Source organism: Rhodococcus sp. 4CII, assembly GCF_014256275.1.
Classification (GTDB): Bacteria; Actinomycetota; Actinomycetes; order Mycobacteriales; family Mycobacteriaceae; genus Rhodococcus_F; species Rhodococcus_F wratislaviensis_A.
The window spans coordinates 6,697,501-6,713,704 of sequence record NZ_JACCFE010000002.1 but is presented as its reverse complement, the minus strand read 5'-3'; the positions used below and the strand labels follow the sequence as shown (position 1 = coordinate 6,713,704).

The 16,204-nt window shown below is 66.1% G+C and carries 13 protein-coding genes, 2 rRNA genes and 1 pseudogene (1 of these 16 cut by a window edge); all 16 read right to left on the bottom strand.

The window, feature by feature from the left end:
- Nucleotides 1-14 precede the first annotated feature (14 nt).
- Nucleotides 15-707 carry an SMC-Scp complex subunit ScpB gene (gene scpB / locus H0B43_RS31950; protein ID WP_185724284.1) on the bottom strand — a complete coding sequence of 231 codons (693 nt, stop codon included), beginning with the start codon at nt 705-707 and terminating at the stop codon, nt 15-17.
- Nucleotides 704-1,576 carry a ScpA family protein gene (locus H0B43_RS31945; RefSeq protein WP_185724285.1) on the bottom strand — a complete coding sequence of 291 codons (873 nt, stop codon included), beginning with the start codon at nt 1,574-1,576 and terminating at the stop codon, nt 704-706. Before H0B43_RS31945 ends, scpB begins: the two co-directional genes overlap by 4 nt.
- Nucleotides 1,577-2,584 (bottom strand): ParA family protein, encoded by a 1,008-nt coding sequence (locus H0B43_RS31940; protein WP_185724286.1) that lies wholly within the window; start codon nt 2,582-2,584, stop codon nt 1,577-1,579.
- A 58-nt stretch (nt 2,585-2,642) separates the two neighbouring features.
- Nucleotides 2,643-2,852 (bottom strand): annotated as a pseudogene (locus tag H0B43_RS31935) (tyrosine-type recombinase/integrase); the annotation flags it as partial.
- Nucleotides 2,853-2,950: 98 nt separating this feature from the next.
- A complete protein-coding gene (locus H0B43_RS31925) occupies nt 2,951-3,619 on the bottom strand; it encodes an NUDIX hydrolase (RefSeq protein WP_185724287.1) in 669 nt (222 codons plus the stop codon).
- A gap of 14 nt (nt 3,620-3,633) precedes the next feature.
- Nucleotides 3,634-5,406, bottom strand: a complete 1,773-nt coding sequence (locus tag H0B43_RS31920; RefSeq protein WP_185724288.1) for a CTP synthase — start codon at nt 5,404-5,406, stop codon at nt 3,634-3,636.
- Between the two features lie 141 nt (nt 5,407-5,547).
- Entirely contained in the window at nt 5,548-6,498 is a 951-nt protein-coding gene (locus tag H0B43_RS31915; protein ID WP_185724289.1) for a copper transporter, read from the bottom strand.
- On the bottom strand, nt 6,495-7,679 hold the full coding sequence (steA, locus tag H0B43_RS31910) for a putative cytokinetic ring protein SteA (protein WP_185724290.1): 1,185 nt from the start codon (nt 7,677-7,679) through the stop codon (nt 6,495-6,497). The genes H0B43_RS31915 and steA overlap by 4 nt, the downstream gene beginning before the upstream one ends.
- Nucleotides 7,680-7,777: 98 nt before the next feature.
- The gene (gene recN / locus H0B43_RS31905; RefSeq protein ID WP_185724291.1) at nt 7,778-9,550 is read right to left on the bottom strand and encodes a DNA repair protein RecN; all 1,773 of its coding nucleotides are present in this window, start codon (nt 9,548-9,550) and stop codon (nt 7,778-7,780) included.
- Nucleotides 9,551-9,552: 2 nt separating this feature from the next.
- Nucleotides 9,553-10,515, bottom strand: a complete 963-nt coding sequence (locus H0B43_RS31900) for an NAD kinase (RefSeq protein ID WP_185724292.1) — start codon at nt 10,513-10,515, stop codon at nt 9,553-9,555.
- Complete coding sequence (locus H0B43_RS31895; RefSeq protein ID WP_185724293.1) at nt 10,512-11,342, bottom strand: TlyA family RNA methyltransferase; 831 nt, start codon at nt 11,340-11,342, stop codon at nt 10,512-10,514. The genes H0B43_RS31900 and H0B43_RS31895 overlap by 4 nt, the downstream gene beginning before the upstream one ends.
- Before the next feature lies 1 nt (nt 11,343).
- Nucleotides 11,344-11,571 (bottom strand): hypothetical protein, encoded by a 228-nt coding sequence (locus H0B43_RS31890; RefSeq protein ID WP_043943807.1) that lies wholly within the window; start codon nt 11,569-11,571, stop codon nt 11,344-11,346.
- Between the two features lie 77 nt (nt 11,572-11,648).
- Nucleotides 11,649-12,644: an HAD-IIA family hydrolase gene (locus H0B43_RS31885; RefSeq protein ID WP_185724294.1), complete on the bottom strand. Its 996-nt coding sequence runs from the start codon at nt 12,642-12,644 to the stop codon at nt 11,649-11,651.
- Entirely contained in the window at nt 12,641-13,606 is a 966-nt protein-coding gene (locus H0B43_RS31880) for a M48 family metallopeptidase (protein ID WP_185724295.1), read from the bottom strand. The genes H0B43_RS31885 and H0B43_RS31880 overlap by 4 nt, the downstream gene beginning before the upstream one ends.
- Before the next feature lie 60 nt (nt 13,607-13,666).
- Nucleotides 13,667-13,783, bottom strand: a 5S ribosomal RNA gene (gene rrf / locus H0B43_RS31875).
- Between the two features lie 123 nt (nt 13,784-13,906).
- Nucleotides 13,907-16,204: ribosomal RNA gene (locus H0B43_RS31870) — 23S ribosomal RNA — on the bottom strand (it continues 836 nt past the right edge of the window).

Here is a 16,204-nt window from a genome sequence, read left to right as displayed (position 1 = left end):
TTGTACTATCCCTGTCAGTCTTCGGTGTCCGGCCCGGTGTCCAACTCTTCTGTGGAAACCGTAGCTTTGTTCATTCTCGCAAATCGTGGGTCAGATTCCAGGCTGTCACTGATGTCATCTATCAGATCCACGTCCGGCAACAGCGGAGCCAAGGCAGGAAGGTCGGCGAGAGACGCCAAGCCGAGCCGCTCCAGGAAGAGCTCCGTCGTCGAGTACTGCGTGGCGTTGGTATCGGGATCGACGCCGGCTTCGGCGATCAATCCACGAGCGAGAAGTGTGCGCACCACACCATCCACGTTGACGCCGCGCACCGCACTGATCCGTGCGCGAGTCAACGGTTGACGGTATGCCACCACGGCCAGAGTTTCCAACGCCGCCCTCGTCAGTTTGGACCGGGCGCCGTCGAGCAGGAGCCGCTCCACGTAGGGCGCGTACGCGGTGCGGGTGTAGAGACGCCAACCGTCACCGGCATATCGGAGGTCCATCCCGCTCCCGCGGGCGGTGAGCTCGGCCGACATGCGGTGCAGTGTCTCCGTGATGCGATTCACAGAGGCACCGGTCGCGGAGGCGAGCTGTTCCACCCCGGCTGGCGTGTCGACGATCAGGAGCAGCGACTCGAGAACCGCTTCGAGTTCGGTATCCGACAGTTCGGGATCCGCGTCGACGGCGCCCTGGTCGTCCGACTCGTCGAACGGGGCCGAACTCATCCGTAATCCTCCTCGGTCACGGGGGCGCGGGTGCCCTCCCCGGTCCAGGTCACCAACAATTGTCCGAGCGGCTCCGGCTGCTCGAACAGCACCGACTGCTCTCGGTACAGCTCGAGCAACGCGAGGAACCGTGCGACGATCTCTACGGTCACCTCGCACTCGGAGACCAGGTCGCCGAAGCTCGCCCACTCCCCGGCCCCCCGTTCGCGGAGAAGCTCCAGCATCCGCGCCGCCTGTTCGGGCACCGACACCGCGTGCATGTCGTGCAGGTGGTCGAGTCCGACCGTCGGCTTCGGACGGGGCGTGAACGCGGTCGCGGCGATTTCCGCGAACCGCTGCGGGTCGACGCCGAGCAGCACTTCCGGCAGCAGCCGGGTGAAGTGGTCCTCCAGGGCAACCGAACGCGGATACCGCCGCAGCGCGGCCGCCTCCAGTTCCCCGAAGAGTTGCGCCACTTGTTTGTACGCGCGGTACTGCAGCAGCCGGGCGAACAGGAGGTCGCGTGCCTCGAGGAGCGCCAGGTCCTCCGCGTCCTCCACCTGCCCCGCGGGAAGCAGCCGAGCCGCCTTCAGATCGAGCAGAGTCGCGGCGACCACCAGGAATTCGGTGGTCTGATCGAGGCCCACCTCGGCGCCGAGTGTGCGGGTGTAGGCGATGAAGTCGTCCGTCACCTGATGGAGCGCCACTTCCGTCACGTCCAGCTGTCGCTGGTTGATGAGGGTGAGGAGCAGATCGAACGGTCCCTCGAAGTTCCGCAGCGTGACCCGGAAACCGGGTTTGGCCGGCGTGCGGTCATCCCCGGTCTGCTGATTCTCGGTCTGCTGATTCTCGGTGTGGGGTGGAGCCGGAATGTTTTGCGTCTCCACCACTTACCGGCCGGACCGGTGAATGACTTCGCGTGCCAGCGCCCGATACGCCTCGGCGCCGGTCGACTTCGGCGCCCACGTGGTGATCGGCTCCCCGGCGACCGAGGTCTCGGGGAAACGCACGGTCCGGTTGATCACGGTGTCGTAGACGAGTTCACCGAACACCTCCACCACCCGGGCCATCACCTCGCGGGCGTGTAGGGTACGCGCGTCGAACATCGTCACGACGATGCCGGCGAGTTCGAGGCGCGGGTTGAGCCGGTCGTGGACCTTCTCGACCGTGTCGTTGAGCAACGCCAGCCCACGCAGGCTGAAGTACTCGCACTCCATCGGGATGATCACCGAGTCCGCGCAGGCCAGCGCGTTGACCGTGAGCAGGCCGAGCGAGGGCTGGCAGTCGATGAGGACGTAGTCGTACCGGTCGAGGACGGGATGCAGCACCCGCCCCAGCGTCTGCTCCCGGCCGACCTCGGTGACGAGCTGGATCTCCGCCGCCGACAGGTCGATGTTGCTGGGCAGAAGGTCGAGGCCCTCGACCCTCGTGCGCATCAGGACGTCGTCGATCGAGACGCGGGGTTCGACGAGCAGGTTGTGGACGGTCAGTTCGAGGTCGTGATGCGCCACCCCGAGACCCGCGGACAGTGCCCCCTGCGGATCGAGGTCGACCAGCAGGACGCGCCGACCGTACTCGGCGAGGGAAGCACCCAGGTTGATGGTCGAGGTCGTCTTGCCGACGCCGCCCTTCTGGTTGCACATCGCGACGATCCTGGCGGGGCCGTGAGTAGGCAGCGGGGCCGGTTCCGGCACTTCGCGTGTCGGGCGCCCCGTGGGCCCGAGCGCACCCTGATCGACCACAGCGTCGTCCTCCTCGAACAAGGCTGCGGTACCGGTCTGCCGCGCGTCGAACATGTCGCCCTCCGATTGCGAGTGCTCAGACTCCGCCGCTGGCGGCTGCGGTGTCACCACGGTCCGATGATCCCCTGTTCTCTCGCTGGTCGCTGCCGATCTCACATCGTTATACGAACGCTACCGCTTCGTACCGTGAAATTTCCCCTCGACACGCATTCGGTCAGCGCGCCCGGGGGTGCGCGCCGGCCCACACTTCGCGCAGCGCACCCACTGTGACCAGCGTGTATATCTGAGTGGTCGTCACCGAAGCGTGCCCCAGCAGCTCTTGGACCATCCGAACGTCGGCGCCGCCGTCCAGCAGATGGGTCGCGAACGAGTGCCGGAGCGTGTGCGGTGACACCCCGGTCCGCGAGGAACTGCGTGTACCGCTCGAGGTCGCGGCGGTAGGAACCGAGGGTGTTGCGGGCGGCTCCCCGTTCGACGGCCATGTGGTCGAGGTATGAATCCACCTGCCGTGTCATCACCACGTCATGCTCGCGCGGTTTCGTCCCCGGCGGCGCGTGATCGTTTCCTCTCACCGAACCTCTCGGGGCGATCGACCCACGGTGCGGTCACGTCGCGGAGTTCGCCCAGACCGCCGGCGCGGGACCGGGCGGCGGCGAGGGCCATCACCCCGGACACGGCCGTGGCGTTGACGATGGTCCCGTTCGACACCATCGACACCACGTCGTCGAGCGGAATCCGCTCGATCTCGAGGTCCGCTTCCTCATTTTCGGGGTCGGGCCGGTCCACTTCGTACAGATCCCGGGCGAGGAACACCCGCACGGATTCGTCCGTGAACCCGGGTGACAGAACGACATCCACGAGGACGGACCAGCGGCGGGCCCCGAGCCCGGTCTCCTCCGCCAGTTCGCGTCCGGCGGCGTCGACGGGGTCCTCCCCCGGTTCGTCGAGCAGACCTGCCGGGATCTCCCACAGCCGGCGTCCCACCGGATGCCGGTACTGGTGGATGAGGACGACGCGGTCCTCGTCGTCGAGCACCACGACGGCGACTGCCCCGTGGTGCTCGACGACCTCACGTTCCGCCGTCCGGCCGTCGGGCATCGCGACGTGATCGACCCGCAGAGCCAGAATGGCGCCGCTGTAGACGGTGCGTGAATCGAGCGTCGTGAATTCGTGCCTACCGGCGTCGGTCATGATTCGGTTCGCTTCTATCCGGCGCTGTCGACCGACGCGACCTCGTCGCGGTCGACGGACTCGGCGACGTCGTCGTCCGCGGCGACGCCACGCTCCTCACCGTGCACGTCGACGGGCAGTCGCTCTTCGAGCTTGTGCTTGAGAGCAGCGTCGACGAACGCCGCGAACAGCGGGTGCGGACGCGTCGGACGGCTCTTCAGCTCGGGGTGTGCCTGCGTCGCGACGAAGAACGGGTGCTGGTCGGCCGGGTACTCGACGAACTCGACGAGGTGACCGTCGGGAGAGGTGCCGCTGAACCGGAGTCCGCTCTTGGCGATCCGGTCCCGGTACGCGTTGTTGACCTCGTAGCGGTGACGGTGCCGTTCCGACACCTCTTCGCTGCCGTATGCCCTGGCGACGACGGAGCCCTTCGTCAGGACGGCCGGGTAGGCGCCGAGGCGCATCGTGCCGCCGAGGTCGGCCTCACCGGCGATGACGTCTTCCTGGTCGGCCATCGTGGAGATCACGGGGTGCGTGGTCTCGGGCTCGAACTCGGCGGAGTTGGCGTCGTCGAGACCCACGCTGCGCGCGGCCTCGATCACGACGCACTGGAGTCCGAGGCACAATCCGAGCAGCGGGATCTTCCGGTGGCGGGCATACCGGATCGCGCCCAGCTTGCCCTCGATACCGCGGATGCCGAAGCCACCGGGAATCAGCACGCCGTCGACGTCGCCGAGTGCGGCCTGCGCTCCCGCCTCCGTCTCGCACGCATCCGACGGCACCCAGGAGATCTCGACCTTCGATCGGTTCGCGAATCCGCCGGCGCGCAGCGCCTCGGTGACGGACAGGTAGGCGTCCGGCAGGTCGACGTACTTCCCGACCAGGGCGATCCGAACCGTCTCGCGGGGCTGGTGGACGCGCTCGAGCAGGTTTCCCCACACGGTCCAGTCCACGTCGCGGAACGGAAGACCCAGCTGACGCACGACGTACGCGTCGAGTCCCTCGCTGTGCAGCACCTTCGGGATGTCGTAGATCGAGGGGGCGTCGGGGGTCGAGATACAACCGTCGACGTCGACGTCGCACATGAGCGCGATCTTGTTCTTCAGCCCCGGTGGGACCTCGCGGTCGCAGCGCAGGATCAGAGCATCCGGCTGGATACCGATGTTCCGCAGCGCGGCAACCGAATGCTGAGTGGGCTTCGTCTTGAGCTCGCCCGACGGCGCCAGGTACGGGACCAACGAGACGTGGAGGAAGAACACGTTGTCGCGACCGACGTCGTGACGCACCTGACGGGCCGCCTCGAGGAACGGCTGCGATTCGATGTCGCCGACGGTGCCGCCGATCTCCGTGATGACGACGTCGGGCCGGTGTCCCTGCAGATCCGGGCCGCTCATCGCCAGGATGCGGCTCTTGATCTCGTCGGTGATGTGCGGAATGACCTGGACGGTGTCGCCCAGGTATTCGCCGCGGCGCTCCTTGGCGATGACGGTCGAATACACCTGGCCGGTGGTCACATTCGCCTGCCCCGACAGGTCGCGGTCGAGGAACCGCTCGTAGTGGCCGACATCGAGGTCGGTCTCGGCGCCGTCCTCGGTGACGAACACTTCACCGTGCTGGAAGGGGTTCATCGTGCCCGGATCGACGTTGAGATACGGATCCAGCTTCTGCATGGTCACGCGCATTCCCCGCGCGGTCAGCAATTGCCCGAGGCTCGAGGCTGTGAGGCCCTTGCCGAGTGAGGAGGCGACGCCGCCGCTCACGAAGATGTGCTTGGTAGCGGTACGCGAATGAGTGCGTGACTGTGGCAAAGGGGCTCCCGTGACGACTGTGCAGGGCTTGGTCTGTTCGAGCAATGCTGGGGCCTGCCGACCCACGGGACTTCACGGTAACACCTCAATGGACGTCCCGGAAACAACGCGCCGCGATTGCCGGGCCCGATGTGACCGGCGCTACGCCGGTGTCGCTCCCACGGTGACTCCGGTCGTGCCGGGTCCGGTGCCGTACCGGCCGGCGCCGCCGCCCAGTTGCTCCTGGAGCGCGAGCGGCACCGTGATCTTGCCCGCCTCCCGGTCGATGTTGTCGATCGTGGTGAGCGCCGCCGAGAGGGCCGCGTCGGCCCGAGCAACCGCCACCGCACCGTTGCCTTGTGCCGAGGCCGGACGCCCGGCCAGTACCGCCCCGGCGCCGCGTGAATCCAGCGCGCCCGCGAACCGGGCCACCACCGCACCACGGTTGCCGCTGACACCGTCCTCCGCGTCACGGTCGCCGGTGAGCACCACCGCGAGCTGAGCGGGTCGGACCGCTCCGTCGTCGTAACTGACGAAACCCGCTCCGCGGAGGGTCTCGAGAGCGAGCGCCATCTCCTGTGCGGAACTCTGCGGCTGACCGCTCTCCTTGCCGAGCATGAGGACGGAACCCAGCAGATCCCCCGCGAGGCTGCCTTGATCGACGGCGCCCGTTTTCAGCGTGACCCCCGCGGGGATCACGTTGTTGACGACTGTTCGCAACCGGTCGCCGCCGGTGGCGTCCACGAACGAATCGGTCAACGACACCCGGCCGGTCACCGATCCACCCGCCTGGGCGATCATGCGGGTCACACCGTCGAGGTCCGCAGGGTCGGCGTCGGGTGTCGTCACGACCATCACCGTGCGTTGCGCGAGCGAATCGGCGACCACCCTGCCACCCACGGCGGAGTCGAAGCCGTCCGCCGAGTTCAACTGTTCGGTCAGTTGGTTGTTGCGTTCGTTCGCCTTCTCCACGTCGGTCTGCAGGTCCGCCTTGTCGTCGCGCAGTCCCGAGACGAGACCACTCGACAGCAGGCCGGACCCCATGACCACGCCGATCGCCAGAGCCAGAAAGATCGCCGCTATGGAAATGGCATGTTGACGCAGAGAAATCACTTGAAGAACCCCTGAACCCACAACGCAAAGCTGTTCCAGGTTGCCACGGCCCAGTCGAGTGCCTCACCGCCCACGTTGGACACGACCAGAGCCACGATCACCGCGATCAGCGCGGCGAGCACGAGCAGCGCGATCGCGCCGCCCGACACCCGGCTCCGGTACAGCGTCGCCACGGCCTTGGCGTCCACCAGCTTCGGACCCACCTTCAGGCGGGTCATGAACGCCGACGGGTTGCTGTCGCGGCGCCCGCGGTCGAAGAACTCGTCGAGGGAGACCGTGCTGCCGACCGTGACGATCAGCGACGCACCGTGGTGATCGGCCAGCAGCAACGCCAGGTCGGACGGCGATCCCGAGGCCGGGAACGTCATCGCTCCGATCCCGAGGTCCTGGATCCGCGACAGCCCGGGTGCGTGACCGTCCTGGTCGGCGGGGAGAACCACTTCGGCACCCGACTTCAAAGTCGCGCTGGTGATGTCCTCGGGGTCGCCGACGATGAGATCGGGACGGTATCCCGCCGACTTCAGGACGTCGGCGCCCGCCCCGACACCGATGAGGATCGGCGAGTACTCCTTGATGAACGGTTTGAGGTTCTTGAGGTCGGACACGTGGTCGGGACCGTCGGACACGATCACGACGTGCCGTTCCTTCATGTCGACGTCCACGTCGGGCACTCCGACACCGTCGATCAGAAGGGGACTCTCGGTGCGGATGAACTCGATGGTGTTGCCGGAGAACGCCTCGAGGTGGTCGACCAGACCGGTCTTCGCCTCGATCATCCGGTCGGAGATCTCCGCCTCGGTCTGCTCGTCACCCTTGGCGATGCGCCGCTCGCCGGTGTAGACACCGCCCCCGTTCACCCGGACCTTGCTGCCGTCCTTGATGCTCTTGAAGATCTCGGTGCCCGCCGAATCCACGAGGAGGATTCCGTTGGCGACGATCACTTCCGGGCCCAAGTTGGGGTATCGCCCCGATATGGAGGGCGAAGCGTTGATCACTGCGAGGACGCCGGCCTTCACCAGGGCGTCCGCGGTTCCGCGATCGAGGTCGAGCTCGTCGAGAACGACGATGTCGCCGGGTCCGACGCGTCGCAGCAACTTGGCCGTGTTGCGATCCACCCTGGCGATGCCGCTGACCCCAGGCAAAGTTTCGGTGTTACGTGACAGCAGTGCCGGCATCTTCATGGATTCGATGATGGACCGGAAGCGCGACCGACCTGTGGAGGCGCGCCGAACCGTCTACCACATCAGTCACACCATTACCACGGGTGCGCGCAGGCGGATCAGGCGGAGCGCTCAGCGTTGGCGGTGGCCAGCAGCTCCTCCGCGTGGGCACGGCCGGTCTCCGTGTCGTCGAGTCCGGCCAGCATCCGGGCGAGTTCCACGACGCGTTCGTCGTCGGTGAGCGTGTGCACGCCGCTGCTGACGACGCCGTCCGCGTCGTCGACCTTGTCGACCACCAGGTGGGTGTCCGCGAATGCCGCGACCTGCGGCAGGTGCGTGACCACGATGACCTGGTGGGTCCGGGCGAGTCGCGCCAGCCGCCGGCCGATCTCGACCGCCGCGCGGCCGCCGACGCCGGCGTCGACCTCGTCGAACACCATCGTCGCGCCCGAATCGGAACCGGCGAGGACCACCTCGAGTGCGAGCATCACCCGCGAGAGCTCACCACCTGACGCGCTCTTGCTGATCGGCAGCGACTGCGCGCCGCTGTGCGCCGACAGCCGGAACTCCACCTCGTCGACGCCGGACGACCCCGCGTGCAGCTCCGTGCCATCGACGACGAGCGGCGCCGTGTCCTGCGGGCCGGCGATCCGCGGTCGGACCGTCACCTCGAGAGCGGCCCGTCCCATCGCCAGGCCCGCGAGTTCGGCACTGACGGCCTTGGCGAGCTTGGCCGCCGCCTTGACGCGGGCCGCGGTCAGTTTCGATGCGGCCTCGGCGGTGGACGCAGCCGATTCCTCCACCTGCTTCGTCAGGGCCGCCAACGCGTCGGAGGACACGTCGATCTTCTCGAGCCTCGCGCGGGCGGTGTCTGCCCATTCCAGTACGCCGTCGACATCGGCGGCGTACTTGCGGGTGAGATTCTTCAATTCCGCCTGCCGCGACAACAGCGAGTCGAGCGCACCCGGATCCGCCGGAAGCCCGGCGAGATACGTGGTCAGGTCGGCCGAGACATCGGTGACCACGGCAATCGCCTCGGCGAGGCGCGGGGCGAGCCCGTCCAGTTCGGGGTCGGTGGCCGATTCGATGCGGGCCCGCGCCTCCGACAGCAAGTCCAGCGCAGGGGCCGCTCCGGCGTCGCCGTCCATGTCGTCGCCACCGGTGAGGGCGGCGTGCGCCTCCTCCGCCGCCGACCGCAGCGAGTCGAGCTCACTGAGCCTGCGTACCTCTGACACGATCGACTCGTCCTCACCGGGAGTCGGAGCGACGCCGTCGATCTCGTTGAGGGCGAACGTCAGCTGGTCGGCCTCCTGCGCGAGTTCCCGGGTACGCCCGGTCCGTTCGATCAGCTCGGATCGCGCGGTCACCCACTCGTCCCGGTGCTTGCGGTACCGGGCCTTCAGCGGGCCGACGGTCTTGTCGGCGAACCTGTCGAGGGCTGCGCACTGCTGGTCCGGGCGGAGCAGCCGTAGCTGATCGTTCTGCCCGTGGACGGTGAGCAGCGGATCGGTGAACTCGGACAGGACGCCCGCCGGAACGCTACGCCCACCCAGGTGAGCCCGGGACCGTCCGTCGCTTCCCACGGTGCGCACCGCGATGATGGTGCCGTCCTCGTCCCGCTCGGCACCGGTGGATTCGAGCAACCGGGCGACGGCACGTTCGACGTGCTCCGAGCCCTCGTCCGTCATGAACCGGCCCTCGACCACCGCGCGGGGAGCGCCGAGGCGGACCCGGCCCGCATCCGCCCGCGCACCGCTGAGCAGATGGAGGCTCGTCACCACCATCGTCTTGCCCGCACCGGTCTCACCGGTGAGGACCGTCAAACCTTCGTGGAACTGCGCCGACGCCTCGGAGATCACGCCGAGGTTGTCGATCCTGATCTCTGCCAGCACGTCTAGGGCTTCCTTCCTCGCCACCCGGTGACGGGCAGCTCGAACTTTCGCACCATCCGGTCCGCGAACGGGGCCGAATCCAGTCGTACCCAACGAACGGGTTCCTTACCGCGCACCACTTCGACGCGGGCGCCTGCCGGCAGCTCCAGCGTTCGGCGCCCGTCGCAGAACACCAGTCCGTCGTGACTGCCTGCCACCGTCTCCACGGCGATCAGCGAGTCGGGGCTCGTCACGAGCGGTCGCGCGAACAACGCGTGTGCGTTGCTCGGGACCACCAGCAGGGCCTCGAGTTCCGGCCACACCACGGGGCCGCCGGCCGAGAACGCGTACGCCGTCGAACCGGTGGGCGTGGAGATGAGGACGCCGTCGCAGCCGAAGGCCGACACGGGACGGCCGTCCACTTCGAGAACCACCTCGAGAACCCCGAGCCGCGACCGGTTCTCGATGCTCGCCTCGTTGAGCGCCCACCCTCGTTCGATGATCTCGTCGTCCACGCGGACCAGCACGTCCAGCGTCATCCGATGCTCGATGCGGTACTCGCGGCGCACCACCTGGGCGAGGGCCTCGTCGAGGTGCTCGGCCTCGGTTTCCGCGAGGAACCCGATCCGTCCCAGGTTGATGCCCAGAACCGGAATCGACGCCGCCTGGGCGAGTTCCGCAGCCCGGAGGAATGTTCCGTCCCCGCCGAGGACGAGGACCATCTCGCAACCGAGGGCCGCGTCGGGGCCTGCCTGAACGATGGTGACCTCCAGTCCGGGGACCAGGAATTCGTCGGCCGCCATGGCGTCCATCGGTTCGATGCGGGTGCTGTCGACCTCGTCGACGAGCACGCGCAGTCCGATACCGGCACGCTCGAAGATCTTGCCCACCCGCCGCGCGGTCTCCGTGATCTCGGCGCGGCCCGGGTGCGCCACGAGCAGGATCTCCCGCTCGCGTCGCTGGGTGCCTCTGCTTCCCCCGCTCACTGTGGTCCCTCCTGCACCGCGGTGCGGATCAACTCTTCTACCGACTCGACCGGTACATCATCCGTCTCGGGTGTGACATCCGCGCGCAGCCACAGGAAGTATTCGACGTTGCCCGATGGTCCCGGCAGCGGACTCGCCACTGCACCGACGGTACGCAGCCCCAGCGACGCCGCGGTCTTCGCGACGTCCAGCACCGCGGCGACCCGCAGTTCCGGGTCGCGCACCACTCCCCCGGAACCCACGTGGTCCTTGCCGACCTCGAACTGCGGTTTCACCATCGGGATCAGATCTGCACCCGCGGCCACGCATGCGACGAACGCCGGGAGCACGAGCTTGAGGGAGATGAACGACAGATCCGCGACCACCAGATCCACGGGACCGCCGATCTGCTCGGCGACGATGGATCGCACGTTGGTGCGGTCCACGACGTGGACCCGGTCGTCGGATTGCAGCCGCCACACCAGCTGGCCGTAGCCGACGTCCACCGCGACGACTTCTCGCGCGCCGCGGTGGAGCAGCACGTCGGTGAATCCGCCCGTCGACGCGCCTGCGTCGAGGCAGCGCTTGGCCTCGACATCGAGTCCGCGAGGGCCGAACGCCTCGAGCGCACCGAGGAGTTTGTGCGCCCCGCGCGACGCCCAGGACACCTCGTTGTCGACCTCGACCACGCGCAGCGGAGTTCCCGCTTCGATGGCGGTGGCGGGTTTGGTCGCTGCCGCTCCCGAAATCAGCACTCGGCCGGAGGCGATGAGTTCCTGCGCGTGCTCGCGGGACCGGGCCAGTCCCCGCCGAACGAGTTCGGCATCCACCCGTGCTCTTCGGGCCACGTCAGATCTTGTCCACCGTGGCCAGGGCCTCCACCAGCACGTCGTGCGCCTTCTCGAGAAGATGGGCCTTGCGCGGGATGACCCCGACGCCGTGCTCGTCATCCGGATCCGGTTCGACGGCTCCGAGCCGCGACAGCAATCCGTCGACCTCCGTGTGGATCTTCTCGGGGTCGACACTCTGAGGAGGCCCAGGTAGATGGGCTCCCGGGCGCGGTATTGGCGTGCTCATCGGGCACAACGCTAGTCCATCGCGTTCCGATACGCATACAGCGAATCGCGTGACGAACAACGCGGGTTTTCCGGGTTTCAGGCACCCCAGCCGGATACGACCGCGCTCACAGCGGGGGTCGTCGACGTGACGTGCGCGAAGTCGGGGAACTTCCAGGCGCCGACCGCGACGGCCCGCAGCAGCGCGGCCGAATCCACCGGCTCCGCCGAATCGGTAGCCCGTTCGATTACCAGATCGGCGCCGTCGAACTCGACGGACCAGCGCCTGTCCTCACCGACGCGCGACTCCTCGGCCGGCCGATTGAGGGCGTCCAGGTCGGCGGCCAGGTAGGTGGGACGCTGGGCCGGGGCGGCACGCAGTACGTCGACCGCGGTACTCACTCCGGTGAGCACCAGCAACGAGTCGAGGCCGACGGTGTACGCACCTTCGATGTCGGTGTCCAGCCTGTCCCCGACGACGAGCGGACGCGCACAACCACTTCGGCGCATCGCGTCTTCCATCAGCGGCGCCGCCGGTTTACCCGCGACGAGGGGTTCGCGGGACGTCGCCGTCCGCAACGCAGCAACCATCGAACCGTTTCCGAGCACGAGACCGCGCTCGGTGGGCAGGGTCGAGTCCAGGTTTGCCGCCACCCAGATCGCACCGGCGCGGATCGCCAGGGTCGCCTCGGCGAGAATCGCCCAGTCCGTGGTCGGAGAGTGTCCCTGCACCACCGCAATGGGCGCATCCTCGAACGACCGCACGGGCAGCAGCCCGACATGGCGTACTTCGTCGGCGAGCGCTTCGGTGCCGACGACGAGCACCGATGAACCGGGTGCGACGTTCTCCGCGAGCAACCTGGCCGCGGTCTGCGAACTCGTCACCACCGTCGACTCGTCCGCGGCGAAGCCCAGTTCCGTCAGGTGTTCCGCAACCTCGCCGGGTCTGCGGCTGGCGTTATTGGTCACGTAGTAGAGCGCTTGATCCCCGACCGCCAATGCGTCTCGCGCACCAGGGATTTCGAGCGGACCCTGGTACAGGGTGCCGTCGAGATCGAGTAGCAGAGCGTCGTAGGAGTCGCGCAGAGCCATCACTGATTGTCTCCGGTCAGCTCGGCCACACGCTCCTCCGCATCGGTGTCGCCCTCGAGATCCGCTGCCGCCGAATTGAGGAACCACTTCAGACCGTCCTCGATCCGACCGGCCGCCACCAGGGCGTCCGCGTATGCGTAGAACAGGCGAGCCGCACCGGGACCGGTCCGCGAGGCATCGAGGTCGGGAGTCTGCAGCGTGACCACGGCCTGATCGAACTGGCCGAGGTCCATGCGCGCTCCGGCGACCACCATGCGCAGCTCGGCGGCCTCGTCGCCCGACAGGGCGGCAGCCTCGTCGCTTCGCCCCAGTTCGATCGCGCGCTCGGGACGGCCCAGTCCCCGTTCGCAGTCCGCCATCACCGCGAGCAGTCCGGGGCCGCCCGCCATGCGACGAGCAGCGCGCAGTTCGGATAGTGCCTCCGCCCATTCGCCGGCGTGATACGCCGTGATACCCGCGGCCTCGCGGACAACCGCGATGCGACCGGCGCGTTGACGTGCAGCCCGAGCGTGTGCCAGCGCAAGGCGCGGATCGTCGTCGACGAGTTTGCCCGCCATCACCAGGTGTCGCGCCACCGTGTTCGCATTCGTCTTGTCCAAGCTCAGAAGATCGCGACGAACACCGGGATCGAGTTCGCCGGCCTCGACGTTCTCGGGCAGATCCGGTTCGTCCGGACGAGCCTGCTGCCGCTGCGGACGGTCACCTTCACGTCCGCGCGGCGCGAAGCCGCCCTCGCCACCACGACGGGGTGCGCCGCCACGGCGATCGCCGCCGGCACCGCCACGGTTGTCGCGCGAATCGCGACGGGGACCGCCCGACGAGCCGCCACGGCCCGAACCGACGGCACCACGGTTGTCACCGGAGGCTCCGCCCCGATTGCTGTTGGAGGCACCGCCCCGATTATCACGGGAGGCACTACCTCCGCGGAAGGATCGACGTCCGTCGTCACTCTCCGACACAGTCATTCCTTTCACACAAACCACGAAAGGGGACCCAGTATATTGGGTCCCCTTTCGGTAACGGATGTTCGGCGGTGTCCTACTCTCCCACACCCTGTCGGGTGCAGTACCATCGGCGCTGGAGGGCTTAGCTTCCGGGTTCGGAATGGGACCGAGCGTTTCCCCTCCGCTATGGCCGCCGTAACTCTATGAAACTGTCACACGGAACATCGGCGAAGATCCCACCACCCAGGTGGTGGTGTTCTTCGTGGTCTGCTCCGAAACGTGTGTTGTTTCAGATACCGCACAGTGGACGCGTAGCTTCTTTGTGGTAAGTCCTCGGCCTATTAGTACCAGTCACCTGCATCCGTTACCGGACTTCCAGTTCTGGCCTATCAACCCGGTGGTCTGCCGGGGGCCTTACCCCCTCGAGGGGGTGAGAAACCTCATCTTGGAACAGGCTTCCCGCTTAGATGCTTTCAGCGGTTATCCCTTCCGAACGTAGCTAACCAGCGGTGCTCCTGGTGGAACAACTGGCACACCAGAGGTTCGTCCGTCCCGGTCCTCTCGTACTAGGGACAGCCTTCCTCAAGTTTCTAACGCGCGCGGCGGATAGAGACCGAACTGTCTCACGACGTTCTAAACCCAGCTCGCGTGCCGCTTTAATGGGCGAACAGCCCAACCCTTGGGACCTACTCCAGCCCCAGGATGCGACGAGCCGACATCGAGGTGCCAAACCATCCCGTCGATATGGACTCTTGGGGAAGATCAGCCTGTTATCCCCGGGGTACCTTTTATCCGTTGAGCGACACCGCTTCCACTTGCCGGTGCCGGATCACTAGTCCCGACTTTCGTCCCTGCTCGACCTGTCAGTCTCACAGTCAAGCTCCCTTGTGCACTTGCACTCGACACCTGATTGCCAACCAGGCTGAGGGAACCTTTGGGCGCCTCCGTTACATTTTGGGAGGCAACCGCCCCAGTTAAACTACCCACCAGGCACTGTCCCTGAACCAGATCATGGTCCGAGGTTAGAGGTCCAATACGATCAGAGTGGTATTTCAACAACGACTCCACACTCACTGGCGTGAGCGCTTCACAGTCTCCCACCTATCCTACACAAACCGAACCGAACACCAATACCAAGCTGTAGTGAAGGTCCCGGGGTCTTTTCGTCCTGCCGCGCGTAACGAGCATCTTTACTCGTAATGCAATTTCGCCGAGTCTATGGTTGAGACAGCTGAGAAGTCGTTACGCCATTCGTGCAGGTCGGAACTTACCCGACAAGGAATTTCGCTACCTTAGGATGGTTATAGTTACCACCGCCGTTTACTGGGGCTTAAATTCTCAGCTTCGCTCCGAGGAGCTAACCGGTCCTCTTAACCTTCCAGCACCGGGCAGGCGTCAGTCCGTATACATCGTCTTACGACTTCGCACGGACCTGTGTTTTTAGTAAACAGTCGCTTCTCACTGGTCTCTGCGGCCCCACCCAGCTCACACTGCAAGAGTGATCACCGGACGAGGCCCCCCTTCTCCCGAAGTTACGGGGGCATTTTGCCGAGTTCCTTAACCATAGTTATCTCGATCGCCTTAGTATTCTCTACCTGACCACCTGTGTCGGTTTGGGGTACGGGCCGTGTGAAAGCTCGCTAGAGGCTTTTCTCGGCAGCATAGGATCACTGAATTCGCCTCATTCGGCTATGCGTCACCTCTCAGGCTGTGTGAATGGCGGATTTGCCTACCATTCGCCCTACAGGCTTACACCAGTATTACCACTGACTGGCTCAGCTACCTTCCTGCGTCACCCCATCGCTTGGCTACTACCAGATCAGGTCCCATGCATCCACGTCCAGGGCCCCCGAAGGGACGTAAGGACGCTTCAGGATGGTTAGTATCACTGATTCACCAGGGGCGCGTTCACACGGGTACGGGAATATCAACCCGTTGTCCATCGGCTACGCCTGTCGGCCTCGTCTTAGGTCCCGACTCACCCTGGGCGGATTAACCTGGCCCAGGAACCCTTGGTCATTCGGCGGACGAGTTTCTCACTCGTCTTTCGCTACTCATGCCTGCATTCTCACTCGTGTGGCCTCCACGGCTGGGTCACCCCGCCGCTTCCATGGCCACACGACGCTCCCCTACCCATCCACACCACTGCCCACGACTCCGCAGAATCGCAGGGGTGCATTGTGTGAATGCCGCAGCTTCGGTGGTGTACTTGAGCCCCGCTACATTGTCGGCGCAGGATCACTTGACCAGTGAGCTATTACGCACTCTTTCAAGGGTGGCTGCTTCTAAGCCAACCTCCTGGTTGTCTTCGCGACCCCACATCCTTTTCCACTTAGTACACGCTTAGGGACCTTAGCTGGCGATCTGGGCTGTTTCCCTCTCGACTACGAACCTTATCGCCCGCAGTCTCACTGCCGCGCTCTCACTCACCGGCATTCGGAGTTTGGCTGATTTCGGTAAGCTTGTGGGCCCCCTAGACCATCCAGTAGCTCTACCTCCGGTGAGAAACACGCGACGCTGCACCTAAATGCATTTCGGGGAGAACCAGCTATCACGGAGTTTGATTGGCCTTTCACCCCTACCCACAGCTCATCCCCTCAGTTTTCAACCTAAGTGGGT

Excerpts from the sequence above, each read along its gene's own strand:
- scpB (WP_185724284.1), bottom strand. The coding sequence starts at position 707 with ATGAGTTCGGCCCCGTTCGACGAGTCGGACGACCAGGGCGCCGTCGAC.
- H0B43_RS31925 (WP_185724287.1), bottom strand. The coding sequence starts at position 3,619 with ATGACCGACGCCGGTAGGCACGAATTCACGACGCTCGATTCACGCACC.
- steA (WP_185724290.1), bottom strand. The coding sequence starts at position 7,679 with ATGAAGATGCCGGCACTGCTGTCACGTAACACCGAAACTTTGCCTGGG.
- H0B43_RS31890 (WP_043943807.1), bottom strand. The coding sequence starts at position 11,571 with ATGAGCACGCCAATACCGCGCCCGGGAGCCCATCTACCTGGGCCTCCT.
- H0B43_RS31880 (WP_185724295.1), bottom strand. The coding sequence starts at position 13,606 with ATGACTGTGTCGGAGAGTGACGACGGACGTCGATCCTTCCGCGGAGGT.